Annotated in this window: 23 protein-coding genes and 2 tRNA genes; 11 read left to right on the top strand and 14 right to left on the bottom strand. The window is 64.2% G+C overall.

Going from position 1 to position 22,043, the window contains the following annotated elements:
• Positions 1 to 8: 8 nt before the first annotated feature.
• From greB to A8V01_RS20840, 3 genes are read left to right on the top strand one after another with little or no spacing between them, the layout of a single operon-like run.
• Entirely contained in the window at positions 9 to 488 is a 480-nt protein-coding gene (gene greB / locus A8V01_RS20830) for a transcription elongation factor GreB (protein WP_103098219.1), read from the top strand.
• On the top strand, positions 485 to 1,261 hold the full coding sequence (locus tag A8V01_RS20835; protein WP_245892755.1) for a TSUP family transporter: 777 nt from the start codon (positions 485 to 487) through the stop codon (positions 1,259 to 1,261). Before greB ends, A8V01_RS20835 begins: the two co-directional genes overlap by 4 nt.
• 1 nt (position 1,262) lies before the next feature.
• Positions 1,263 to 1,757 carry a hypothetical protein gene (locus A8V01_RS20840; protein ID WP_103098220.1) on the top strand — a complete coding sequence of 165 codons (495 nt, stop codon included), beginning with the start codon at positions 1,263 to 1,265 and terminating at the stop codon, positions 1,755 to 1,757.
• Positions 1,758 to 1,813: 56 nt separating this feature from the next.
• Here A8V01_RS20840 and A8V01_RS20845 read toward each other — a convergent pair whose 3' ends face one another.
• Entirely contained in the window at positions 1,814 to 2,485 is a 672-nt protein-coding gene (locus A8V01_RS20845; protein ID WP_103098221.1) for an outer membrane protein, read from the bottom strand.
• A 313-nt stretch (positions 2,486 to 2,798) separates the two neighbouring features.
• Between A8V01_RS20845 and rlmN the strand changes: the two genes are divergently transcribed.
• Positions 2,799 to 4,115 (top strand): 23S rRNA (adenine(2503)-C(2))-methyltransferase RlmN, encoded by a 1,317-nt coding sequence (rlmN, locus tag A8V01_RS20850; RefSeq protein ID WP_103098359.1) that lies wholly within the window; start codon positions 2,799 to 2,801, stop codon positions 4,113 to 4,115.
• 118 nt (positions 4,116 to 4,233) lie between these two features.
• On the opposite strand, the gene A8V01_RS20855 is transcribed toward rlmN, so the two are convergent.
• From A8V01_RS20855 to A8V01_RS20870, 4 genes are all read right to left on the bottom strand, one after another.
• Complete coding sequence (locus tag A8V01_RS20855) at positions 4,234 to 5,022, bottom strand: LysR family transcriptional regulator (protein WP_103098222.1); 789 nt, start codon at positions 5,020 to 5,022, stop codon at positions 4,234 to 4,236.
• Between the two features lie 37 nt (positions 5,023 to 5,059).
• A complete protein-coding gene (apaG, locus tag A8V01_RS20860; protein WP_103098223.1) occupies positions 5,060 to 5,458 on the bottom strand; it encodes a Co2+/Mg2+ efflux protein ApaG in 399 nt (132 codons plus the stop codon).
• 133 nt (positions 5,459 to 5,591) lie between these two features.
• Positions 5,592 to 5,666 (bottom strand) — tRNA-Asn (locus tag A8V01_RS20865).
• 87 nt (positions 5,667 to 5,753) lie between these two features.
• Complete coding sequence (locus A8V01_RS20870; RefSeq protein WP_103098224.1) at positions 5,754 to 6,962, bottom strand: trans-sulfuration enzyme family protein; 1,209 nt, start codon at positions 6,960 to 6,962, stop codon at positions 5,754 to 5,756.
• Between the two features lie 80 nt (positions 6,963 to 7,042).
• Between A8V01_RS20870 and A8V01_RS20875 the strand changes: the two genes are divergently transcribed.
• Complete coding sequence (locus A8V01_RS20875) at positions 7,043 to 8,338, top strand: phospholipid carrier-dependent glycosyltransferase (protein ID WP_103098225.1); 1,296 nt, start codon at positions 7,043 to 7,045, stop codon at positions 8,336 to 8,338.
• Here A8V01_RS20875 and A8V01_RS20880 read toward each other — a convergent pair.
• The 8 genes from A8V01_RS20880 to A8V01_RS20915 form a co-directional block, all read right to left on the bottom strand.
• On the bottom strand, positions 8,325 to 8,960 hold the full coding sequence (locus A8V01_RS20880; RefSeq protein ID WP_103098226.1) for a DUF2238 domain-containing protein: 636 nt from the start codon (positions 8,958 to 8,960) through the stop codon (positions 8,325 to 8,327). The two genes, A8V01_RS20875 and A8V01_RS20880, sit on opposite strands and share 14 nt — an antisense overlap.
• Positions 8,945 to 10,141, bottom strand: a complete 1,197-nt coding sequence (locus A8V01_RS20885) for a glycosyltransferase (protein WP_103098227.1) — start codon at positions 10,139 to 10,141, stop codon at positions 8,945 to 8,947. Before A8V01_RS20885 ends, A8V01_RS20880 begins: the two co-directional genes overlap by 16 nt.
• 58 nt (positions 10,142 to 10,199) lie before the next feature.
• Positions 10,200 to 11,243 (bottom strand): 3-isopropylmalate dehydrogenase, encoded by a 1,044-nt coding sequence (gene leuB, locus A8V01_RS20890; protein WP_103098228.1) that lies wholly within the window; start codon positions 11,241 to 11,243, stop codon positions 10,200 to 10,202.
• Between the two features lie 10 nt (positions 11,244 to 11,253).
• On the bottom strand, positions 11,254 to 11,859 hold the full coding sequence (gene recO, locus A8V01_RS20895; RefSeq protein ID WP_103098229.1) for a DNA repair protein RecO: 606 nt from the start codon (positions 11,857 to 11,859) through the stop codon (positions 11,254 to 11,256).
• A 27-nt stretch (positions 11,860 to 11,886) separates the two neighbouring features.
• Positions 11,887 to 12,150 carry a hypothetical protein gene (locus tag A8V01_RS20900; RefSeq protein WP_103098230.1) on the bottom strand — a complete coding sequence of 88 codons (264 nt, stop codon included), beginning with the start codon at positions 12,148 to 12,150 and terminating at the stop codon, positions 11,887 to 11,889.
• 76 nt (positions 12,151 to 12,226) lie between these two features.
• Positions 12,227 to 12,478 (bottom strand): accessory factor UbiK family protein, encoded by a 252-nt coding sequence (locus A8V01_RS20905; protein WP_103098231.1) that lies wholly within the window; start codon positions 12,476 to 12,478, stop codon positions 12,227 to 12,229.
• Positions 12,479 to 12,540: 62 nt separating this feature from the next.
• Positions 12,541 to 13,095 carry a TspO/MBR family protein gene (locus A8V01_RS20910; protein WP_103098232.1) on the bottom strand — a complete coding sequence of 185 codons (555 nt, stop codon included), beginning with the start codon at positions 13,093 to 13,095 and terminating at the stop codon, positions 12,541 to 12,543.
• 103 nt (positions 13,096 to 13,198) lie between these two features.
• Positions 13,199 to 13,981, bottom strand: a complete 783-nt coding sequence (locus tag A8V01_RS20915; protein ID WP_425437349.1) for a TlyA family RNA methyltransferase — start codon at positions 13,979 to 13,981, stop codon at positions 13,199 to 13,201.
• On the opposite strand from A8V01_RS20915, the gene A8V01_RS20920 reads away from it, so the two are divergent.
• Positions 13,974 to 14,576 (top strand): hypothetical protein, encoded by a 603-nt coding sequence (locus A8V01_RS20920; RefSeq protein ID WP_245892756.1) that lies wholly within the window; start codon positions 13,974 to 13,976, stop codon positions 14,574 to 14,576. The genes A8V01_RS20915 and A8V01_RS20920 overlap by 8 nt on opposite strands.
• Before the next feature lie 602 nt (positions 14,577 to 15,178).
• Complete coding sequence (locus tag A8V01_RS20925; protein WP_103098361.1) at positions 15,179 to 16,279, top strand: branched-chain amino acid aminotransferase; 1,101 nt, start codon at positions 15,179 to 15,181, stop codon at positions 16,277 to 16,279.
• A 56-nt stretch (positions 16,280 to 16,335) separates the two neighbouring features.
• Here A8V01_RS20925 and A8V01_RS20930 read toward each other — a convergent pair whose 3' ends face one another.
• On the bottom strand, positions 16,336 to 16,923 hold the full coding sequence (locus tag A8V01_RS20930; RefSeq protein WP_103098234.1) for a DUF7700 domain-containing protein: 588 nt from the start codon (positions 16,921 to 16,923) through the stop codon (positions 16,336 to 16,338).
• Between the two features lie 187 nt (positions 16,924 to 17,110).
• Between A8V01_RS20930 and yghU the strand changes: the two genes are divergently transcribed.
• The 4 genes from yghU (at position 17,111) to A8V01_RS20950 (ending at position 21,966) form a co-directional block, all read left to right on the top strand.
• The gene (yghU, locus tag A8V01_RS20935) at positions 17,111 to 17,956 is read left to right on the top strand and encodes a glutathione-dependent disulfide-bond oxidoreductase (RefSeq protein ID WP_103098235.1); all 846 of its coding nucleotides are present in this window, start codon (positions 17,111 to 17,113) and stop codon (positions 17,954 to 17,956) included.
• 101 nt (positions 17,957 to 18,057) lie between these two features.
• Positions 18,058 to 18,132, top strand: a tRNA-Gln gene (locus A8V01_RS20940).
• Between the two features lie 37 nt (positions 18,133 to 18,169).
• Positions 18,170 to 19,270, top strand: a complete 1,101-nt coding sequence (locus A8V01_RS20945) for a CorA family divalent cation transporter (protein ID WP_170066021.1) — start codon at positions 18,170 to 18,172, stop codon at positions 19,268 to 19,270.
• Positions 19,271 to 19,467: 197 nt separating this feature from the next.
• Positions 19,468 to 21,966 carry a TonB-dependent receptor gene (locus A8V01_RS20950; protein WP_211295095.1) on the top strand — a complete coding sequence of 833 codons (2,499 nt, stop codon included), beginning with the start codon at positions 19,468 to 19,470 and terminating at the stop codon, positions 21,964 to 21,966.
• Positions 21,967 to 22,043 lie beyond the last annotated feature (77 nt).

The raw sequence follows: 22,043 nt of genomic DNA on the forward strand, positions 1-22,043 counted from the left end.
CCCGCGCGATGAAACCTGCCGGTCCTCCTATCTCTCCATCGGGCATGGCTGCCTTGCGCGCCCGCTACGACCACCTTCTCGGCAAGGAGCGCCCCGAGATCGTGGAGATCGTGTCGTGGGCAGCGGGAAACGGTGACCGTTCGGAAAACGGCGATTACCTCTACGGCCGCAAGCGCATGCGCGAGATCGACCGTGAACTGGCCTTCCTCGCCCGGCGCATGAAGGCCCTGCGCGTCGTCGATCCGGCTGACCAGACCGAACGCGGCAAGGTGTTCTTCGGCGCCACCGTCGAACTTGCCGACGAGGACGACGAGCGGCTGATCATCACCATTGTCGGCGACGATGAACAGGATGCGTCGACCGGCCGCATCGGCTGGAGCGCCCCGATTGCCCGCGCCCTGCGCGGTGCGACGGTAGGAGATCTGCGGATCGTGCGCCTGCCGTCCGGTGAAAAGGAATGGGAGATCATGGCGGTCAGCTACCCGTGATCGAACTGAGCGCAGAAGCCATCGGCTTCCTCATCGCCATCGCCTTCCTTGCCGGCGGCATAGACGCGCTGGCCGGCGGCGGCGGGCTGCTGACGATCCCTGCCCTGATGGCGGCGGGCGTGCCGCCGGTTTCGGCACTGGCAACCAACAAGCTGCAGAGCACGATCGGCACCTCGTCTGCCTTTCTCACCTTCCACCGCGCGGGCCATATCGACCTGAAGGCCTTCACTCTCCCTGCCCTCGGTGCGTTCATCGGTTCGGTGGCAGGCGGGACGGCGGTACAGTTCGTCGATCCGAAGTTTCTCGCCGCGTTTGTGCCGGTGCTGCTGATCGCGATGGGGCTGTACTTCCTCCTCGCCCCTCCAATGAGCGAGGTGGACCGCCACGCCCGCGTTGGCCGCATCGGATTGACGCTGATCACCACCGGCATCGGCTTCTACGACGGTTTCTTCGGCCCCGGCACCGGATCGTTCCTGACCACGGCACTGGTGGCGCTGGGCGGCCTCGGTCTGGTCCGCGCGATCGCCAATACCAAGTTCCTGAACCTGTCCACCAACGTCGCGGGCCTGCTGGCGATGATCGCGGGCGGCAAGGTGCTCTGGCTGCTGGGCGCGGGGATGGCGGCGGCGAACGTCGCGGGCAATCAGGTCGGCGCGCGCCTCGCCATCCGCTACGGCGGCAAGGGGGTGCGGCCACTGCTGGTCGTCATGTCGTTCGCGCTGACGGTAAAGCTGCTCTCCGACCCGCAGAACCCTTTGTGGAGCCTGTTCTGAGATGCTGCGCTTCGCGGCCCTGCTGACACTTTCCTGCATAGCACTTGCCGCGCCCGCCGCAGCGCGTGAGAGCCTTGGCCTCTACGGCGCATGGGGCGCGTTTCGCGATCCGCTGGTCCCGCGCTGCTATGCCATCGCGAAGGCAGAGGCCAGCGCAAAGCGGCGGGACTATCAGCCTTATGCAGCCATCGGCACCTGGCCCAAGCGCGGCGCGCGCGGTCAGGTGCATTTCCGCCTGTCACGCAAGCTGGCCCAGGACGCCAGGATAACTTTGCGCGTGGGTGACCACCGCCTGCAACTGACCGGCGGCGGCGGCGACGCCTGGCCGCGCACGGACGCAGACAATGCCGCGATCACGGCAGCCATGCGCTCCGCCCGGTCGATGACCATCGGCGCGCGCGATAGCCGGGGCCTGCCCTTCGGCGATACTTATGCCCTTCCCGGCGCTGCCTCGGCCATGGATGCCGCGCTGATTGGCTGCGCGAAACTGCGCTAGATACGAAGAAGGGCGGAGCCGCGGCCCCGCCCTTCCCTCGCCATGAGACGGCAAACTTAGAAGCGCACGCCCACGCCAGCCATGATCTGGTGACGATCAAGGTCAAGGTTGAAGCGGTCGCTGTCGGGGATCTCGTTGGTGTAGTCGATCTCGCCCTTGCTGTAGTTCGAATAGCGGTATTCAAGCTTGGCGAAGACGTTGTTGGTCACCGCCTGCTCGACACCCGCGCCGATGCGCCAGCCGTCCGCATCGATGTCGCGGTTGGTCTCGACCGTGCCGAAGGTGCTGTTCACGTCGAACTTGGCGTTAGTGTAACCGCCCTTTGCGTAAACCATCGTCTTCGGGCTGATCACGTAACCGACGCGCGCGCCGACATAGAGGTCGCGGTTGGTCTTGACGTTGCCGAGGCCGAACCCTTCGAAGTCGCCGTCATCGAACTTGGTCTTGGCGGTCGACCAGGTCACTTCTGCTTCGGGACCGAAGACCAGGTTGCCGGAACGGAAGTCGTAGCCCGCGCCCACGCCATAGGTGAAGCCGTCGATCGACTGATCGTTGTCCTCGTTGACGTCGTCGTCGATGCTGCTGCCAGCCTTGGTGATGTCATACCCGCCCAGTGCCTCGACGTGGAACTGCGAGAACGGATCGACCGGGGCAACGTCCTGCGCAAAGGCCGGTGCGGCCGAGGCAATCGCGGTTCCTGCGGCGAGACAAACAAGGATCTTCTTCATAAACGGTACTCCAAAAACGATCCCGTGAGGCGGGGTATTCCCGCTTGCCCATCGGGTTGCCAGCAAGCGGGTCGCCCCGCCTTGGACTGGTCAAAAGCACACTGACCGCCCGGAGTTTCCTGAACCTAACACAACGAAAACATTGATGTTTTTTAGCAACACTACGTCGATGGACGGAGTTTTTTGCGCGATGTGTGACGGGAACCTGACGAAGCGCGCGCCGTTCGCGCAGGCCCGCGCGCACCCGCCCGTCGCATGCGCGCCGGCGCACATCTTTCGTTTCGCGGGCAAATGCACTATATGGCCGCCAATCATGTCAGACCAGCACACCTCCACCGCAGCGGTTGCAACCGCCGCCGGCCTCACGCCGATCCCGGGCAACGTCGATCCGACGACCATCGCCCGCCCCACTCTCGTGGACGGCGTGACCCCGCGCGAAGACGGCCGCGTCGACCTTATCGGCCTGCCCAAGAAGCGCATCGCCGAACTGTTCGAAGGTGCCGGGCTGGACGTCAAGGCGGCGAAGCTGCGCGCCAAGCAGGTATACCACTGGCTCTACCATCGCGGCGTGACCGAGTTCGAAGCGATGACCGACATCGCCAAGGCCATGCGCCCCTGGCTGGCGGAACGCTTCGTCATCGGTCGCCCCGAAATCGTCGAGGCGCAGCATTCCAGCGACGGCACCCGCAAGTGGCTGCTGCGCACGGCTGACGCGCACGATTTCGAAATGGTGTTCATCCCCGACGCGGATCGCGGAACACTGTGCGTTTCCTCACAGGTGGGCTGCACGCTCAACTGCCGCTTCTGCCACACCGGCACGATGCGCCTTGTCCGCAATCTGACCGTGGGCGAGATCGTCGGGCAGGTCATGCTTGCGCGCGATTCGCTGGGTGAATGGCCCAAGAGCGCGGACGACAGCCGCCTTGCGACCATGGCCGGGCTGGACGATGACGAGGACGAAGGTTCCTACACCTCCGACGGGCGCCTGCTCACCAACATCGTGATGATGGGCATGGGCGAACCGCTCTACAATTTCGACAACGTGCGCGATGCGCTGAAGCTGGTCATGGACGGCGACGGCCTTGCCCTGTCCAAGCGCCGCATCACCCTTTCCACTTCGGGCGTGATCCCGCAGATGGAACGTTGCGGCGAAGAGATCGGCGTGAACCTTGCCGTCTCGCTCCATGCGGTGACCAAGGACGTGCGCGACGAGATCGTGCCGGTGAACAAGAAGTACGGCATCGAACAGCTGCTGCAGGCCTGCGCCGACTATCCGGGCGCCAGCAACGCGCGGCGCATCACCTTCGAATACGTGATGCTCAAGGACAAGAACGACAGCGATGACGACGCGCGCGAACTTGTTCGCCTGCTCAAGCATTACAAGCTGCCCGCCAAGGTGAACCTGATCCCGTTCAACCCCTGGCCCGGCGCGCCTTACGAATGCTCTACGCCGGATCGCATCCGCTCGTTCTCCAACATCGTGTTCGAAGGCGGGATTTCGGCCCCGGTCCGCACCCCGCGCGGGCGCGATATCGATGCCGCCTGCGGCCAGCTCAAGACGGCAGCGGAAAAGAAAAGCCGCGCCGAGATAGACCGCCTGCTGGCGGAAAAGGAAGCCGCGCTGGGGTGAAGCGGCGCGCGCCGCAAGCCGGGGTCGGCAGGAACTGGACTATTCGTCATTGCGGGCCGGAGACTTTAGCAAGCCCCGCTCGTCCAAAGCTTGCCGAAGCAACATGCAGGCTTCAGCTTCACTGGGCCCCGGTGAGCGCCGCGACCAGTTCCTTGACCTTCTTTTGCCGCCACTGCGGGGTCGGCGCGACCAGCCAGTAACCGCGACGGCTGGGCATCGCATCGCTCACCGCCGCATCTCGACCGGCAACACCGGCCGCCAGCAGCGCAGGAATGCGCGCGCGCCCGATGCCCGCAAGCGCGGCGGCGATTGCCTGCCCGGCATCGCTCACCACGACCGGCGGCTTGGCCTCTTCGTCTTCTCCGTCCGGCTCCGGATCACCCGGCCAGCCGATCCAGTCACCCGAACCCACCTCGACCCATTCGGCCGCACCCAGCGGCACGCCTTCAAGATCGCCCGGCCCGTCGGTCCATCGCACCGCAAGGTCAAGGTTAGCCTCTGTAAAGTCGGTCAGTTCGCCATCGACGAGCACATAGCGCACTTGCGGATTGGCTGCCCGGAAAGCCGCAAGGCGCGGCGCCAGCCAGGCGGCAAAGAATTCGCGCGGTGCGGCAATGGTGTAGACGTGGCTGGACTGGCCCGCCTGCATCGCCTGCACCGCATCCTCGAAATGCAGAAATCCGCTGCGCAACGCGGCAAGGCCCGCACCAGCCTCTTCGGTCAGTTCCAGACCCTTGCTGGTGCGGCGAAACAGCACCACGCCCAGAAGGTCTTCCAGCGCGCGGATTTGCTGGCCGACGGCGGCGGGCGTCACCGCCAGTTCGTCGGCCGCGCGCGTAAACGAAAGGTGGCGCGCCGCAGCGTCGAAGACGCGCAGGGCGTTGAGGGGCAAGTGCGTGCGCTTCATGACGCTTCCCTAAGCGCCGCGGCCCTCAGGAGCAATATCAGCCTGCGGTCGCAGGCGCAGCGAGCGGGAAAAAGGGAATGCTGGCGCGGAACTCTTCGCCATCTTCGCGGCGGAAGGTGTAATAGCCTTCCATCGAACCCTGCGGGGTGCAAAGCGGGCAACCCGATACGTAGTCGTGGCTGCGACCGGGTTCGAGCATAGGCTGCTCACCGACGACGCCCTCTCCCTCAACGACATCGACCTTGCCGGTGGCGTCGGTGATGCGCCAGTGGCGCGTCATCAGCTGGAGCGTGTGATCCGTGTCGTTCTCGATCCGGATGTGATAGACCCAGAACCACTTTCCCGCCTCGATGCGCGATTGCTCGGGCAGGAAGTTTACGGCCACGCGCACGGTAAGACCGTCGGTGATCGCAGCGTGCTGGAAGAGTTCCTTCATAACAACAAGTAGCCTAACGAGAAGTCCGTCAGCCTACAACCGTGTAGAAGTGGGCAGGTTCCGAAGAAGCGCGGCTGCGGCCTTCTGGCGCGGAAAAGCGGCGCGACGCGCTCATTCCGGAGCGCGGGAGAACTGGCTCCCCGAGTAGGATTCGAACCTACGGCCATTCGATTAACAGTCGAATGCTCTACCGCTGAGCTATCGGGGAACGGTCCGACAGCCTCTGGCCGCCGGACGAATATCTTGCAACACCTTTCTGACAATGGGCAGCGGAAAAACTCCGCTGCCGCGTGCCTTAAAGGCCGACGGCCTTCAGTGCCTGGTCCATATCTTCCTTGAGGTCTTCGATATCTTCGAGCCCCACGTTGATGCGCAGCATGCCTTCGCCGATGCCCATCGCCTCGCGCCCTTCCGGCCCCATGTTGTGATGCGTGGTCGAGGCCGGGTGGCACATCAGAGAACGCGAATCGCCGATATTGTTCGAGATATCGATCAGCCTGAGCGCATCGAGCAACCCGTGCGCCTGTTCACGCCCGCCATCGAGCACGAACGAGAAGATCGGGCCGCATGCGTCCATCTGCTTCATCGCCAGCGCCTGCGCCGGGTGGCTGTCCAGCCAGGGGTGCAGGATCTTCGGCACGCGGTTTTCCATGAACCGGCCAAGCTCCAGCGCGTTCTCGCTCTGCTTCTTGGCGCGCAGGTCCAGCGTCTCAAGCCCCTTGAGCACGACCCAGGCGTTGAACGGCGAAAGGTTCGGGCCCGTGTTGCGCTGGAACGGCAGCAGCACATCGTTGATGAACTGTTCCGATCCGCAGACGGCACCGGCAAGGACGCGCCCCTGCCCATCCATCAGCTTGGTGGCGGAATAGGCAACGACATCGATACCGAACTCCATCGGCCGCTGCAGCGCGGGCGAGCAGAACGCATTGTCGACAACCGTGACAATGCCGTGCGCCTTGGCCAGTTCGGCAATGGCGGCAAGGTCTGCCACGTCCATCGTCGGATTCGCCGGAGTTTCGAAGAAGAAGACCTTGGTGTTCGGCTTGATCGCCGCTTCCCACTGCGACAGGTCGCCCGCATCCACGTTGGTCACTTCCACGCCGAAACGCGGCAGCAGGTGGTCGCCCAGCCAGCGGCACGAACCGAACGCGGCGCGCGCGCTTACCATGTGGTCGCCTGCGGAAAGCTGGCACAGCAGCGCGGCGGTCATCGCCGCCATGCCGGTGGCCTGCGTGCGACACGCCTCTGCCCCTTCAAGCAGCGCAATGCGTTCTTCCAGCATCGCCACCGTCGGGTTCTGCAGGCGCGAATAGGTCATGCCGTCCTGCTCACCCTGGAAGCGGGCGGCGACAGTGGCGGCATCGTCATAGCTGTAGCCCGAAGTGAGGAACAGCGCCTCGCTCGTTTCACCCATCTCCGAACGCCAGGTGCCTCCGCGGATTGCGCGGGTTGCGGGACGCCAGCTCTGGGTCTGGCTGCGATCCTGTCCGGTGGTGCGTTTCATGGGCCATGCCTCTAGGGGCGCGCGCGAGTCTGTGCAAGCGCGCTTGCCCAAACCTGCGGCCCACTTTATCCGCCCATCCGATGCCTTTTTCCCGCCAGAACCACGCCCAGACACATCACGATCCGCTCGGCTGGTGCCTCCTCATCGTCGCTGCGTTTCAGGCGCTGGTATTGTGGCGCCTGACGATCCCGTCACGCTACTATTTCGATGAAGTCCACTACGTACCGGCAGCTCTCAAGCTGCTCGAACTGATCCCCGCCAACCGCGAACATCCGCTGTTCGCGAAGGAAGTGATCGCGGCCGCCATCCATTTCCTGGGCGACAAGCCATTGGCGTGGCGGATCGGCCCGGCACTGTTCGGCGGGCTCGGCCTCTTCGCCTTCGCGCGCCTTGTGTGGCACGTGACGCATCTGCGCCGCGCGACAGTGCTGGCGACGGCGCTGCTGGCCACCAACTTCATGTGGTTCGTGCAAAGCCGCATCGCCATGCTGGACATGATCGCGGCCGGGCTGTGCATGGTTGGCCTGTGGCAGTTCGCGGCCGCATGGCGCGCCAAGCGCACGGGACTGGCGCGGCTGCACCTGATCCTGAGCGGCCTTGCGCTGGGCCTGTCACTGGGCGCAAAGTGGAGCGGCGCTCCGGCCTTGGCCATGCCCGGCCTCGCATTCCTCGCGATGCGCATCGCTGAGACCGGACCGATCTTCATCGGCAAGCGCGGCGCGGGCCCGATCAGGGGCATCAGCATGGTCGAGGCCGCGCTGTGGCTCGGCCTGTTCCCGATCGCGGTCTACTGGGCGACGTTCATCCCGGCGATGTTCTACCCGCACCACACGCTGTCCCCATGGGGCTTCGTGGAGCAGCACGAACTGATGGTGCGCCTGCAGGACAGCGTGAAGAAGCCGCATCCCTACAAGACCTACTGGTATCAGTGGATCGTCGACTGGCGCGGCATCTGGTATCTGTTCCAGAACGTCGACGGCGCCCATCGCGGCGTCGTGATGATCGGCAACCCGATGGCGATGATAGCCGGGCTGCTCGCGTTCTTCTGGAGCATCTGGGCCGCGCTATTCCGGCGCCGCCGCGACGTGCTGTTCTTTGCCGTGCTTTACTTCGTGTGCGTGGGCATGTGGGCGGTGAACGGTAAGCCGGTGCAGTTCTACTACCACTACCTGCTGCCCGGCGCGTTCCTGATGGCGCTGCTGGCGCTGGGCCTCGACAGCCTGTGGGACCGGCGCGATCGCTGGCGGCTGGTGGCGCGCTGGGTCTTCGGCCTGTCGCTCGCGCTGTTCGTGATCTTCTACCCGATCATCTCTGGTTGCCCGCTTCCCTTCAAGGACGCTTACAACGCGTGGATGTGGCTGCCTAGCTGGCGGTGAACCGCGTCCGCAGCCGCAGAAATGCTGCGGCTGCCACCGCGCCGAGCCCGGCAAGCGCCATGTCCTTTTGCGGGTCCCACGGATCGCCCTGCTGGCCGTTGTACGCCAAGGCGTCCGGACCGGCCATGAATAGGGTGAGCAGCCACTCGAAGATTTCGTAGATCGCGCTGCCCGCCAGCACGAACTCCACCGCGATATAGGTTGCCAGCGAAAGCGACAGCTTGCGGTGACGCGCCAGCCATGCCGAGATGGGATGGACCCAGCAGGCGCCGAAGCTGAAATGCACCAAACGATCCCACGAATTGCGCTCCAGCCCCAACGTCGCCGCAGGTGATGGCAGGCCAAGCGCCCTTGCCCATTCCTCATAGGGAACAAAAGAATAGATGTAGCGCCCGCCCAGCGTGTGCAGCCACAGGAACAGGCAGACGCAGGCGACCGCGCTGGTTGGCATCGGCCAGCGTCGCAGTGCCGCCCACAGCCCTGCAACGATCACCAGCGTCGGCAGGTTCTGCAACGGTGCGAGATTCGGGTATGGAGAATCAACGAGGCTGACGAGCGCCCATAGCGCCGTCAGCCCCAGCAGAACCGCTTGCGGGCGGCTCGAAGTCAGTACTTGCCCCATACGAACTTCGACGAGAGCGCGAAGTTGAACACCGATGCCAGCAGCACCCCGGTGATCACCGCCAGCACGTCATGCACGCCGATCGTCTTGAGTACGGCAGCCGAACCGATGTTGGTCAGCAGTCCCAGCGAGCAGGTCAGCGCGAATTGCGCCCAGCCGCGCATCAGCGGTGCGAAGCCGCGCAGGCGCTTGTCCGAATAGGTCAATTCGTTGTTGAGCACGAAGTTGAACGTCATCGCCACCAGCGCGGCGATCGTGTTCGAGATGTTGAAGGTCGTGCTTTCCGACCAGTTGCCGTAGACGAAGCGCTCACCGAAAACGATGTGCAACATCACCCACAGAACTGCCAGCTGCACCACCACGCCCATGGCGCCCACGGTGCCGAACAGCGCGAAACGGGTCGGGATGATCCGACCCAGCCACTTGTCGTAAAGGCCCACGAGGAATTCGAACACGACGGTCTGGTCCAGCTTGCTTTCGCCTTCTGCTCGCGCGGCGAAGTTGAGGGGGAATTCCTTGACGCGCAGCGGGGTATCCACCGTCGCCAGGATATCGAGCAGGATCTTGAAGCCCACGCCGGAAAGGCGGTGCGCGTCGGCGCGCAGGGTCTGCGTGCGCAGCATGAAGAAGCCGCTCATCGGGTCGGTCAGCTCAACCCCGGTCACCTTGTTGGCGATACGGTTGGCAAGGCCCGATGCCTTGACGCGGTCAGGACGGCCCCATGCCTCGGTGCTGGCGCCTTCGGCGAAGCGCGAGGCATAGGCGAGGTCGTATTCGCCCGAGGTGATCGCCGCCAGCATGCCCGGCAGCAGCGCGGGATCGTGCTGGTGATCGGCGTCCATCACTGCCACGACCGGTGCAGCGGTAGAGCACATGCCTTCGATCGCGGCGCTAGCAAGGCCACGTCGCCCGATACGCTGAATGCACCGCACGCGCGGGTCCACCAGCGAGAGACGACGCGCTTCATCCGAAGTGCCGTCCGGGCTGTTATCGTCGACGTAGATGGCTTCCCACGCGATTCCAGCCAGAGCCTTGTCGAGTCGCTCGATCATCGTCGCGATGTTCTTGCGCTCATTGTAGGTCGGCAGGACCACCGCCAGTTCGAGCGGTTTCGCCTGAGGCGAAACGGCGCGAATGGCGGCTTCGGAAGCCTGCGCGAGATCGGTCGTGGAAATGTTCATGCGCCCTGTTTTTACGTGGTAAACGTCAAGAAACGATTATTGCGTGTCCGCGCAACCTTTACAGGCGCGCGAGCACCGCGTCACCGATTTCCTTCGTGCCGGCCGAACCGCCAAGATCGCCGCCCTTGATACCGTCCGCCAGCGCGGCGGCGACAGCGGCTTCGATGCGGGCCGCTTCGGCTTCGAGGCCGAACGAATGGCGCAGCAGCATGGCGGCGGAAAGGATCGTCGCCATCGGATTGGCCAGGCCCTTGCCCGCGATATCCGGGGCCGAACCGTGGATCGGCTCATAAAGGCCGAAAGTGCCTTCAGCCAGGCTGGCCGAAGCGAGCAGGCCGATCGAGCCCACGCACATGCTGGCCTGATCGCTCAGGATATCGCCGAAGAGGTTGCCGGTGACGATGACGTCGAATGCGCCGGGGTTCTTCACCAGCTGCATCGCCGCGTTGTCGACGTACATGTGCGTCAGTTCGACGTCGGGATATTCGGCAGAAACCTCGATCACCACGTCGCGCCACAGCTGCGAGGTTTCCAGCACGTTGGCCTTGTCGACCGAGCACAGCTTCTTGGAACGGCCCTGCGCGGCCTTGAAGCCGGCATGGGCGATGCGGCGCACTTCGTCCTCGGCATAGGACATCATGTCCCAGCCCTGACGGCGGCCGTCTTCCAGTGTGCGGGTGCCCTTCTCGCCGAAGTACACATCGCCGTTCAGTTCGCGCACGATCAGCAGATCGATCTTGCCCGAAACTTCGGGGCGCAGGGTCGACAGGTCTTCAAGACCCTTGAACACCGTCGCGGGGCGCAGGTTGGCGAAAAGGCCCAGTTCCTTGCGCAACCCCAGCACCGCCTGTTCGGGGCGCAGCGCGCGCTCAAGGTGATCCAGCGAAAAGTCTCCCACCGCGCCGAACAGCACCGCATCGGCAGAGCGCGCGATGTCCAGCGTCTGCTGCGGCAGCGGATGCCCGTGCTTGCGGTATGCCGCACCGCCCACATCGCCCTCGACCAGTTCAAGACCGTCGATGTTGAGCGCTTCGAGCACGCGCACCGCCTCTGCAGTAACTTCGGGACCGATCCCGTCTCCGGCAAAAACAGCGATGCGCATAGTCGTTTCCTCAGCTTCCGATCCGTACCAGCCGCTCACGCAGCAGGGTGCGGGCCGCCATAACGTCTCTTCTACGATCGGCAAGCGGGTAGCGCGCCAATTCGCGGCCAATGGCATCGAAGGTATCGAGCAGCGCGGGCCAGTCCCCATCAGGCGGGCGCCTGATCTTTTCCCCGTAACCCAGTTCGCGAAGCACCAGCACTTCATAACGCAGCAACCCCAGCGCCCACCCCCGTGCGGAAGGCGCCACGCAGATCGCTTCAAGCACCCCGGAAAGCGCATCGTACAGCGCGGGAAACGGCTGACGTTCGGGCAGAACGGACGCGGCAAGCGCGGTTACCCAGCCGATCGCAGCGGCGGGCAGCGGCTCAGTGATCCAGGGCGCGCGGCTCTGCAGCAGTTCCAGCCGCGCGAAGGGAAGCTGGGTGTCGGATTTTGAGCGGACGTCCGCCTCTACAGTGTTGCCGGGAATCAGGACGGGCCGCAGGTCGCGCCCCCTGCCCCCGGCGACGAAGGCCGCGACAAGGCCGTGCTCGGCCGTCAGCAGGCGGGCGATGACGGCGGTTTCACCGTGCGGCAGCGCGGCGCAGACCAGAGCGGGGGCACGAAAATGCATCGCCCACTCCTCTGGCCGCTCAACACGTCAGTTGCAAACGTCCAGAGCCGCTTCCGGCGGATGCTCGGCCGCCTTGTCCTTGGTGATAAGGGGGTTTTCCGCGCGGCCCATGGTCCAATTGCGGCCAAGTCGAACAGTCTGGTTAGGGGCGCACCAGATTTCGCCCGAGGAATCGAGCGCGGTTACCCAGATCAGGTTATGCTCCTGCCCGTAGTCGATCATGCCGATGGCATAGCCATCGCCCTTGCCGACGACGTGAAGCGGTATCGTGGGATTGAGCTGCGTGAACATCGTGTCCCTCTTGATGGGTTACGATGCTCAACCCTGTGTGCGCGAGAAACGTTCCCGGCGCACACAGCGTGATCGATCAGTTGGCGCCCAGCTTCGCTTCCAGAGCGTCGAGACGCGCCTTGAGCGATTCGGTTTCGGCGCGCGCCGTTGCCGCCAGTTCCTTGACCGCGTCGAATTCCTCGCGGCTGACGAAGTCCATGTCGCCCATGAACTCCTTCACGCGTTCACGCGCGCCGTCGCGCGCTTCGCGGCCCATGCCGGCCAGAGTGCCGGCGGCGCTGTTCAACATCTTGGCGAAGTCGGCGACGAAGGGGTTTTCGCTTTGCATGGCCGCTAGATGGAGCGCGGCGCGGCGCGGCGCAAGGGGGGAATGCGAGTCGGTGGAGGCGATCAGATCTGGAAACGCTCCACCGCGCCCGAACGCTGCACCCCGTCCATCCCCGGATTGGCCTGAAGGAACGCGAAGTTGAGATAGGTCGCGAATACCAGCCACAACACATACGGCACCAGCAGCACTGCCGCGACCGGGCGGACGCGGGCGAATAGTGTCGTCGTGACCGTTGCTGCCAGCAGGATCGCCGCGATCAGCACCAGCGCGGCGCTCATCCGGTGCATCCCGAAAAACACCGGCGACCAGGCAAGGTTGAGCACGAACTGAACGGCAAACGCCAGAACGGCAATGCCCCGCCCGCGCGCCCCGCGCGCCGCCAGGATCATCGCCAGCGCCACGCCCATCACGGCGTAAAGCACCGTCCATACGATCGCGAAAGTGACCGGCGGCGGATAGACGGCCGGCTTCACCAGCTCGTCGAACCACGCATTGCCCGGTCCGCTTCCGGCCAACTGGCCTGAAAGGAACCCCAGCAGCACGACCACGGGCACGCACACCAGAACCCAGCGCATCAGGCTGGCCCGCAACTGGCTGGAGGAAGCTAACAAATTCATGCGCGCAAAAGGCTCCGAATCAGGAGTTTACCCAAGAATGGCGCGGTTTGTGATACGCGCAGGGCCTCTGCGCAATCGTTAGCGAACCCGCAAGTTCCCCCGCTCAGGCCCCGCGGTGTGCCGAAACGAGAAACTCCACGTTTCCTTCCGGCCCCTTGATTGGACTTTCGACGATGCCCTGGATGGTCCAGCCGTCCCCCTCAAGCCAGTCGCGCACTTCCTGGCAGACGCGGGAGTGAAGCACCGGATCGCGCACGACGCCGCCCTTGCCCACTTCGCCGCGCCCGACCTCGAACTGCGGCTTGATCAGCGCCACCACCCGGCAGCGCGGCGCGGCAAGGCGCAGCGGCACCTCCAGCACTTTGGCAAGCCCGATGAAGCTGGCATCGCAGACCACCCAGTCGCACGGTGCATCGATCTGTTCGGGCGTGAGGATGCGGGCGCTGGTCTGCTCCAGCACGGTGACGCGCGGATCGGTCCGCAGCTTCCATGCCAGCTGGTTGGTGCCCGAATCGACCGCGAATACACGCTCTGCACCGTTCGTCAGAAGAACATCGGTAAAACCGCCAGTCGAACTGCCGATATCCATGGCGATCGCGCCCTTCGGATCGAGGCCGAAGTGCTCGATAGCATGGGCCAGCTTGATTCCCCCCCGCGAAACCCAGGGGTGATCGCGTCCGCGCACTTCGATGGCGGCGTCACCCTTCACCGACTGGCCGGGCTTGGCGATCTTGGTTTCGCCTGAAAACACCAGCCCGGCCAGCACAAGCGCCTGCGCGCGGGTACGGCTTTCAGCCAGCCCGCGATCGACGAGCAACTGATCGACCCGGACTTTGGCGGGTTTCTTTTCGATGGAACGGGGCGGAAGCGGGTCGGTCATGGGCATGTACGCACTTGAGATGGGCGGCGCCTCATTCCATACCACGCGCATGAAGGCAAATCTGCGTAGCCGCACCACCATCCGCCCCACCCTGCTTGCCCTTGGTTTCATGGCCATCACGGCGCTGCCCGGATGTGTTCCCGCCCCCCCGAAAGCCTCTGCTCCACCGGCAGCGCCAACATCCGCGCCGCAGCCGCGCCCCGCGCTGGCCCCCGCTCCGCCGCCGCCTGCCAACTGGCGCGACGCCGCGCAAACCCCTGGTGAGTGGACTTATGCCAGCAACGGCACCGCATCAGGCGCGACCTTCGGAAACGGTCAATTCATCGTCCAGTGCGACGCCGGGCGCACCATTACGCTGCTGCGCGCGGGACAGCCCACAAGCGGGCCGGTGGCAATGTCCATCGCCACCTCCGCCGGTGTGCGCCCTCTGGCAGCCACCAGCACGCCGCGCGGCGCGGTCGTCACCATGTCGGCGCGCGATTCCTCGCTCGACTGGATGGCCTTCAGCCGCGGCCGCTTTGCCGTGATCGTCACCGGACAGCCCACGCTCTACCTGCCAAGCTGGACCGAAATTTCTCGCGTGATCGAGGATTGCCGCTGAACCGTTATCCGACATGAAAGCGGCGCGAAATACCGGGGAGAAAACTGGGGTCGTCACACTGCCGGGAGCACCTTTCAGGCCGCACTCCACACCCCCCAAAAGCCGTGTTTTCAAGTCACCGCGCGGCTGGGGATAACTGGCCGGAAGTCCCGATCATGACCGCAAAAAATTAGTTTTCAAGACTTGTTGTGCGCTGCGGGATGTACCAGATTTTATTCAAGACGACGGGCCCCGGGATACGCGCCCAGGATTAACCGAAGTCCCAGTCGCCGCAAGGCGACGCCTTATGGCTCAACAGCGCGAAAGGAGGTGATCCGATGTCTCATGGTTCAGCAGAGAGGTCGGCAATTTCCGTCGCGAGGCATTATCGCTGATACACAGGCGATAAAGGCTTCGCTGGCGGCACTTCCCGGCCGCTGACCATGTGAAGGGCCGTACCGGGCAACCGGTGCGGCCCTTCTCAGTTGTTGGCACTCAACCGATTTGCCTGCCTCCGCCGTCGTGCTAAGACTGAAAGCCTGAGAAGCAATATTGCTTTCGGGTTGCATTCCGTGAAATTTTCGTTCAACGGCGCAATCCTGTTGCAAACAAGGAAACGTTCGATGGCGACCCTCGCCGATGCCGGCCTGACTTTCACCACCCTCGCCCACCCTGCCCCTGCCAGCGTGGAAACGCGCGCCGCAGTGCTGGCCAATCCGGGGTTCGGCACGAACTTCACCGACCATATGGTGACGATCGAGTGGACCGAAGGCCAGGGCTGGCATGACGCGGTAATCGGTCCCCGCCAGCCGATCCCTCTCGATCCCGCAGCGGCCGTCCTTCACTACGCCCAGGAAATCTTCGAGGGGCTCAAGGCTTACAAGCAGGCCGATGGCGCCATCGCCCTGTTCCGCCCCGAAGCCAACGCCGCGCGCTTCAACATGTCGGCCGAACGCCTTGCCATGCCGGCGCTGCCCGAAAGCGTATTTGTCGAGGCGATCGAGAAGCTGGTCCAGATCGACCGCGCGTGGATCCCGGAAGGCGAAGGCGCTTCGCTCTACCTGCGTCCCTTCATGATCGCGACCGAGGCATTCCTCGGTGTGCGCCCTGCCAAGCAGTACAAGTTCATCGTCATCGCCAGCCCCGCGGGCAATTACTTCAAGTCGGGCGCGCCTGCCGTGTCGATCTGGGTTTCGGACTACACCCGCGCCGCGCCGGGCGGCACCGGCGCTGCCAAGTGCGGCGGCAACTACGCCGCCAGCCTCGTGCCCCAGGCCGAAGCCATCGCGCGCGGACACGACCAGGTCGTCTTCCTCGACGCCGCCGAGCATAAGTGGATCGAGGAACTGGGCGGCATGAACCTCTATTTCGCGTTCGAGGACGGCACCTTGCTGACCCCGGAACTGACCGGCACGATCCTGCCCGGCATCACCCGTGACAGCCTGCTGCAGCTTGCCCGCGAAGAAGGGCTGACGGTGAAGGAAGGCCGCTACAGCCTTGACCAGTGGCGCGAAGATGCGACCTCGGGCAAGCTGGTGGAAACCTTCGCCTGCGGCACGGCGGCGGTGGTCACCCCGGTCGGCAAGGTATCCGGTCGCGATGGTGAATTCACCATCGGCTCCGGCGGCCCCGGCCAGCTGACCGGCAAGCTGAAGAACCGCCTAGTCTCGATCCAGCGGGGCGAGGCACCCGACACACATGGCTGGATCCGCAAGATCGGCTAAGGACGACAAAAAAGGAAAAGGCGCGGCTCACATGGGTCGCGCCTTTTCCTTTTTGCTCAATACTCCCCTTCTTCCACCGTGTTGAACTGCGGATGGATCCGCTTCCATTCATGCATCCAGTCCATCCCCTCGCGCGCGCGCTCCATATCGTCGTCACGCGGGGCAAGCGCCATGGTCGCCTCTCGCGCGACTAGTGGCAGGACCGAAACGTCCCAGCCCTGCTGCTCCACTTCATCCGCCAGTCCACCAGCCCCGGCGGCGCGCAGCATGATCGGCAGCCGGTCCTGCAAGGCTGCGACGACCCACGGGATCATCGGCCCGTTCGCGCCCGGATCATAACCCCACAGCACATTATGCCCCGCTGCGTTCAGAATGTAGTGATAGTGCAGCACCTTCCCGAAGACATCGAACCGCAGGTATTCCTCGTTGCGCGTCGCGTTGAAGACGTGGATGCTCGGCCCCCGGACCATGCGCCGCGGGGAATCTCCCAGTGCCCGCGCCTCCACCGCGATCGAGACTGGCCCGGCATCGAACCACCGGGCATGACGTTCAATCATCGGGATAAGCATGAACTTGTGATGCTGACCGCGAATGGTTTCGACGGTTCGGTTGGCAGCAGGGCGTGTGGCGACATTGATGGTCATGCAGGCGCTCTCCCGTGCGACTGTTATCCGGCAGGCGAATAGCGCGCACGCACCCACCCGCTGTCAATCGCGCCGTCTTGATCGAACGTCCGGAGGAAGCGCCTTTATTGCTTTTTCTCAACCTTGTCGGCGCACTCTGGCGCACCTACCTGTGCGCCGTCTTCCATCTCCCAAGGAGCGTTCCAGCATGGCCGATATCACGTATACCCCGCCCAAGGTCTGGACCTGGGATCAGCCCAACGGCGGCGAGTTCGCCAGCATCAACCGCCCCACCGCCGGCGCCCGTTATGAACGAGAACTGCCGCGCGGCGACCACCCTTTCCAGCTCTATTCGCTCGGCACGCCAAACGGGCAGAAGGTGACGATCATGCTCGAAGAGCTGCTCGCCGCCGGATATGCAGCCGAATACGATGCCTGGCTGATCTCGATCGCGGACAGTGACCAGTTTTCGTCGGGCTTCGTCTCGATCAACCCCAATTCCAAGATCCCCGCCCTGCTCGACGTGTCGGGCGAAGCGCCGGTGCGTGTGTTCGAATCGGGTTCGATCCTGTTCCACCTTGCCGAAAAGTTCGGCGCCTTCATGCCCGCGTCCGGCCCCGGCCGCACCGAATGCATGAACTGGCTGATGTGGCAGATGGGCAGCGCCCCGATGCTGGGCGGCGGTTTCGGCCATTTCTATGCCTATGCACCGGAGAAGTACCAATACCCGATCGACCGCTACGCGATGGAGGCCAAGCGCATCCTCGACGTTGCCGACAAGCGTCTGGGCGAAACCCGTTACCTTGCAGGTGACGAGTACACGATTGCGGACATGGCCGCCTACGGCTGGTTCGGCGGCTTCGTGCGCGGCGATGCCTATGGCGACGCGGCCACTTTCCTCGATGTACCCAGCTACGCCAACCTGATGCGCTGGGGCGAGGAACTGGGCGCACGCGAGCCCGTGCGCCGCGGCCGCATCGTCAATCGCAAGGGCGAAGGCTTCGTACCGGAGCGCCACAGCGTCGCGGACATCGACGCAGTGCTGAACGCCTGACGATGATCTGCCCGGCGCTGGGGAAAAACCTCTTCCCAGCGCCGGGACAACACGCTAAGCGCGCCTCTCCCAAGCGGCCGCGCAAGGCATCGCCGCTCTGCTGGGGCGTCGCCAAGTGGTAAGGCACCGGTTTTTGGTACCGGCATTCGCAGGTTCGAATCCTGCCGCCCCAGCCAGTTTTCCCTGACATCCACCTCGATCCGGCGTGAGCCTGTGCTATATGCGCAGCATGCCAAGAAGCCCTTTGACGAGGCGCATACGGACAAGCCGACCGCAAAACCTGCACTGGATTTCAGCGCTGCGCTCGGCGCAGCGGGGGCGGCTGCGCCCGGCCTGATATGGGGGCTGGACTTCGCGCCCGACGGCAGCCACGAAACCGCGCCATGCAGCGCCGCGCCGACCGGCCGGTTCCGCTGGCTTCATTTGAACCTTGCGGACCATGGGACGCGATCATGGATCGAGCAGTCCACCCTGTTCCCGGTGCCTGCCCGCGAACTGCTGCTGTCATCCGATTCGCACCAGCGCGCCCTTGTGGACAGCACTTCGACGGACAGCACCTCGGCAGACGGCGCTCAAAGCATTGCCGTGTGCTGCATTCTTCACGATTTCGAGCGGGATTTCGATGTGCGAGATACCGCAAGGGTGGGCGCGCTGCGCGTGGCGATCCTGGGCAACCTGATCGTCACGGCAAGGCGCCATCCGCTGGGAGCGGCCGACATCGTCAAACAGCGCGTCGAGAACGGCGCCCGGATAACCGGCCCTGCTGCGGCGCTCGACCTTCTTGTCAGCGCACTGACGCAGAACATCGACATGGTAATCCGCGACCTCTCCGTCGACATGCAGGCCGCCGAGGACGCCTATCTCGATGGGCATCGCCCACCGACGAGCCGCAACCTGCTCGATATCCGTCGTCGCCTTGCCCAGATCCATCGAATGCTGGACGGCGCGCAGAGGGTGTTCCGCAGGCTGGAACAGGACGATGACCTGCCCGAAACTCTACAGCCCACGGTGGAGAAACTGTCGCAGCGGCTCCAGGGGCTCGATGCGGATGCACTGGCGGTACAGGGGCAGCTGAGACTGTTGCGCGATGAACTCGATCTTCAACAGGACCAGCGAACCAACCAAAACCTTTACCTGCTCTCCGTCATGACAGCGCTGATGCTGCCTGCCACGCTGGTGACGGGTCTGTTCGGGATGAATACGGGCGGCCTGCCGTTTTCCGGCGCGCATGGCACCCTCATCGCCGCCGGCATCGCTGCGGGGACCGCGCTGGCGACCTATCTGTTCCTCAGGAGCAAGGGCTTCTTCCGCTAGATTGCGACCAACTCAGATTTTTTCAAAATGTTTCCGCCGTGAATTGCACGCCCTTTCAGTGGCTTGATCCGAAGATGAGACGAACATGAGGGTCGCGCGACTCCGGTGTCATCGAACTTCCATACAACTGTCGTGATGCAGCCATATTAGCCGCCCCGAGGCAGACAAATTCTGCCATAAAAGGGTGGAAATTCAACATGATGAATAAGATTGTCCGCGCGACGCTGCTCGCCGGTTCGATCCTTGCGAGCATGGGCGCCTCAAACGCCTGGGCCGATGCTCCCGCCGCCGATGCGGCCGCTGATGCCGCCGCAGCCGAATCCGGTCTTGGCGATATCGTCGTCACCGCCACCAAGCGCGAGACGAACCTCCAGGAAACGCCGATCTCCATCGCGGTGGTCAATCAGGCCGCGCTCAAGGACCGTCACGTCCAGAGCCTTTACGACCTTGCCGACGGCGCCGTGCCGTCGCTGCGCGTCGCGACTTTCGAGGCACGCCAGAGCGCCCTCACCGTCGGCATCCGTGGCATCGTGCCGCTCGACGCCAACCAGCCCGCGCGTGAACAGGGCGTCGGCATCTACGTCGACGGCGTGTACATGGGCCGCCAGCACGGCCTGAACGCCGCGCTGTTCGACATCGAGCGCGTCGAAGTGCTCAAGGGGCCGCAGGGCACGCTGTTCGGCCGCAACACCGAAGGCGGCGCGCTCAGCATCGTGTCCAAGGCGCCCAGCGGCGAATGGGGCGGCCGGGTTGACGGCGGCATGGGGAACTATGGCTCGTACAATGGCGGGGTCCACCTGGACCTTCCGGAATTCGCAGGGTTCTCCGTCAAGCTTGACGGCGTGATCCAGCATCAGGACGCTACCACGAAGAACCCGCTCGAAGGGCAGACCGGCTGGAATTACTACCACCGCAAGGGCCTGCGCGCCGCCGTACGCTGGCAGCCGACCAGCAACATCACCAATGACTTTTCCTATGACGTCGCGCGCGATGAGAACACGCCGTTCTACAGCCAGCTGCTGAACTACAACCCCAACGGCTGCGTTGCCGGCACTCAGGCTGCCAATGCCGCCTGCAAGCTGCCCGGCACTGATTACACCACCATCACCGGCACCGTTAAGCCGCTGATGCCGGGCGTCGTGGTCAACGGCAAGACGCGCATGAAGGAAGCCGACATCGGCGTTCCCCAGCGGCCCAGCGTCGACAAGACCCACGGCTTCACCAACACCCTCAAGTGGACCGTCTCTCCCGAAATCGAGGTCCGTTCGATCACCGCATGGCGCGGCGTCGACGCGACGCAGTGGGACAATTCGGGCGGCGCGCACCGTCCGCCGGTGGTCAACCTGACCTCAGCCTGCACCGAGGCGGCGCCTTGCGCGTTCAGCCGCTACAGCCTTGCCGACCTGCACCAGAACCAGTTCAGCCAGGAACTGCAGGCCGTGGGCTCCGTTGGCAAGTTCGACTACGTGGCCGGGCTGTTCTACTTCAACGAGCACGTCAGCGACGATGCGGCAACGCCGAACTCGAACGGCGTCTACCTCGATGCCAATGGCCAGCCGGTCTACACCATCCTCGATGCCTGCACCGGGTCTGGCGGGTTCGGATCGCAAGTGGGTTGCCGTTCGATCGACCGTGCATCGGAAGTCTGGTCCAAGAGCTACGCCGCCTATGGCCAGCTGACCTACAACGCCACCGACAAGCTGCACGTGACCGTTGGCGGCCGCTACACGCATGACGAGAAGAAGGGCGTCCTGCACTATTCGCGCAACGTCAACTACGACACCAACCCGCCAGCTGCGAGCGTGGGCTACAAGCCGCTGGACGCGACGTGGAACCGCTTCAATCCGATGGCGACGGTGGCCTACGACGTGAGCGACGACATGCACGTCTATGCCAAGTACGCAACCGGCTACCGTGCCGGCGGCGCAAGCTCGCGCACGTCCAACTATCAGGCGTTCAACCCGGAGGACGTGAAGTCCTACGAAGTGGGGCTGAAGTCGGACTTCTGGGATCACCGTGCCCGCTTCAACCTTGCCGGCTACATCATGGACCGCAAGAACAGCCAGGTCGACATCAGCTCGATCCAGTTCGTCGGTTCAAGCAGCTTCAACAATCTGGTCACCATCAACGCCCCCGGCATCACCAAGATCCGCGGTATCGAAGCAGACCTGACGCTGGAGCCGATCGACGGCCTGACGCTGAGCGCATCCTACGCCTACACTTACACCAAGATCCCGCCGGTGCTCATCACCGCCGAGGATTCGGCTGGGCGGTCCACCAGCGTCTACCAGCAGTTCTACATCGTGTTCACTCCGCGCAACGCGGCAAGCGGATCGATCGACTACGTCCTGCCGATCGGCGGCAACGACACGAAGCTGAAGTTCCACTTCGACGGCAACTATTCGCAGGCGACGCAGGCCTTCGACCAGTTCGCCACCAAGAATGACGCTTCGCTGATCTTCAACGGGCGCATCTCGCTGGCGGACATCGGCGTGGGCAACCAGAAGCTGACGCTGGGGCTGTGGGGCCGCAACATCTTCAACGAACAGTACGTATTCCGCCGCGATCCCTCGAACAGCCTGCCCGGCGCGCCGACCAGCGACGTTACATCGGGCAGCATCAACAACGTTCTGGGCGACTACGGAAACTTCAACGCCCCGCGCACTTTCGGTCTCGACGCAAGCATCGCGTTCTGATCGTTCTCCCCGGCCTTCAGGGGCCGGGGAACACCCGCGATCGCGCGGACCTTGCCTGCCTTTTCACGATGAAGGCA

This window comes from Novosphingobium guangzhouense (assembly GCF_002896965.1).
GTDB classification, from domain to species: domain Bacteria; phylum Pseudomonadota; class Alphaproteobacteria; order Sphingomonadales; family Sphingomonadaceae; genus Novosphingobium; species Novosphingobium guangzhouense.

Excerpts from the sequence above, each read along its gene's own strand:
- greB (WP_103098219.1), top strand. The coding sequence starts at position 9 with ATGAAACCTGCCGGTCCTCCTATCTCTCCATCGGGCATGGCTGCCTTG.
- A8V01_RS20840 (WP_103098220.1), top strand. The coding sequence starts at position 1,263 with ATGCTGCGCTTCGCGGCCCTGCTGACACTTTCCTGCATAGCACTTGCC.
- A8V01_RS20845 (WP_103098221.1), bottom strand. The coding sequence starts at position 2,485 with ATGAAGAAGATCCTTGTTTGTCTCGCCGCAGGAACCGCGATTGCCTCG.
- rlmN (WP_103098359.1), top strand. The coding sequence starts at position 2,799 with ATGTCAGACCAGCACACCTCCACCGCAGCGGTTGCAACCGCCGCCGGC.
- A8V01_RS20855 (WP_103098222.1), bottom strand. The coding sequence starts at position 5,022 with ATGAAGCGCACGCACTTGCCCCTCAACGCCCTGCGCGTCTTCGACGCT.
- apaG (WP_103098223.1), bottom strand. The coding sequence starts at position 5,458 with ATGAAGGAACTCTTCCAGCACGCTGCGATCACCGACGGTCTTACCGTG.
- A8V01_RS20870 (WP_103098224.1), bottom strand. The coding sequence starts at position 6,962 with ATGAAACGCACCACCGGACAGGATCGCAGCCAGACCCAGAGCTGGCGT.
- A8V01_RS20875 (WP_103098225.1), top strand. The coding sequence starts at position 7,043 with ATGCCTTTTTCCCGCCAGAACCACGCCCAGACACATCACGATCCGCTC.
- A8V01_RS20880 (WP_103098226.1), bottom strand. The coding sequence starts at position 8,960 with ATGGGGCAAGTACTGACTTCGAGCCGCCCGCAAGCGGTTCTGCTGGGG.
- A8V01_RS20885 (WP_103098227.1), bottom strand. The coding sequence starts at position 10,141 with ATGAACATTTCCACGACCGATCTCGCGCAGGCTTCCGAAGCCGCCATT.
- leuB (WP_103098228.1), bottom strand. The coding sequence starts at position 11,243 with ATGCGCATCGCTGTTTTTGCCGGAGACGGGATCGGTCCCGAAGTTACT.
- recO (WP_103098229.1), bottom strand. The coding sequence starts at position 11,859 with ATGCATTTTCGTGCCCCCGCTCTGGTCTGCGCCGCGCTGCCGCACGGT.
- A8V01_RS20900 (WP_103098230.1), bottom strand. The coding sequence starts at position 12,150 with ATGTTCACGCAGCTCAATCCCACGATACCGCTTCACGTCGTCGGCAAG.
- A8V01_RS20905 (WP_103098231.1), bottom strand. The coding sequence starts at position 12,478 with ATGCAAAGCGAAAACCCCTTCGTCGCCGACTTCGCCAAGATGTTGAAC.
- A8V01_RS20910 (WP_103098232.1), bottom strand. The coding sequence starts at position 13,095 with ATGAATTTGTTAGCTTCCTCCAGCCAGTTGCGGGCCAGCCTGATGCGC.
- A8V01_RS20920 (WP_245892756.1), top strand. The coding sequence starts at position 13,974 with ATGGGCATGTACGCACTTGAGATGGGCGGCGCCTCATTCCATACCACG.
- A8V01_RS20915 (WP_425437349.1), bottom strand. The coding sequence starts at position 13,981 with ATGCCCATGACCGACCCGCTTCCGCCCCGTTCCATCGAAAAGAAACCC.
- A8V01_RS20925 (WP_103098361.1), top strand. The coding sequence starts at position 15,179 with ATGGCGACCCTCGCCGATGCCGGCCTGACTTTCACCACCCTCGCCCAC.
- A8V01_RS20930 (WP_103098234.1), bottom strand. The coding sequence starts at position 16,923 with ATGACCATCAATGTCGCCACACGCCCTGCTGCCAACCGAACCGTCGAA.
- yghU (WP_103098235.1), top strand. The coding sequence starts at position 17,111 with ATGGCCGATATCACGTATACCCCGCCCAAGGTCTGGACCTGGGATCAG.
- A8V01_RS20950 (WP_211295095.1), top strand. The coding sequence starts at position 19,468 with ATGATGAATAAGATTGTCCGCGCGACGCTGCTCGCCGGTTCGATCCTT.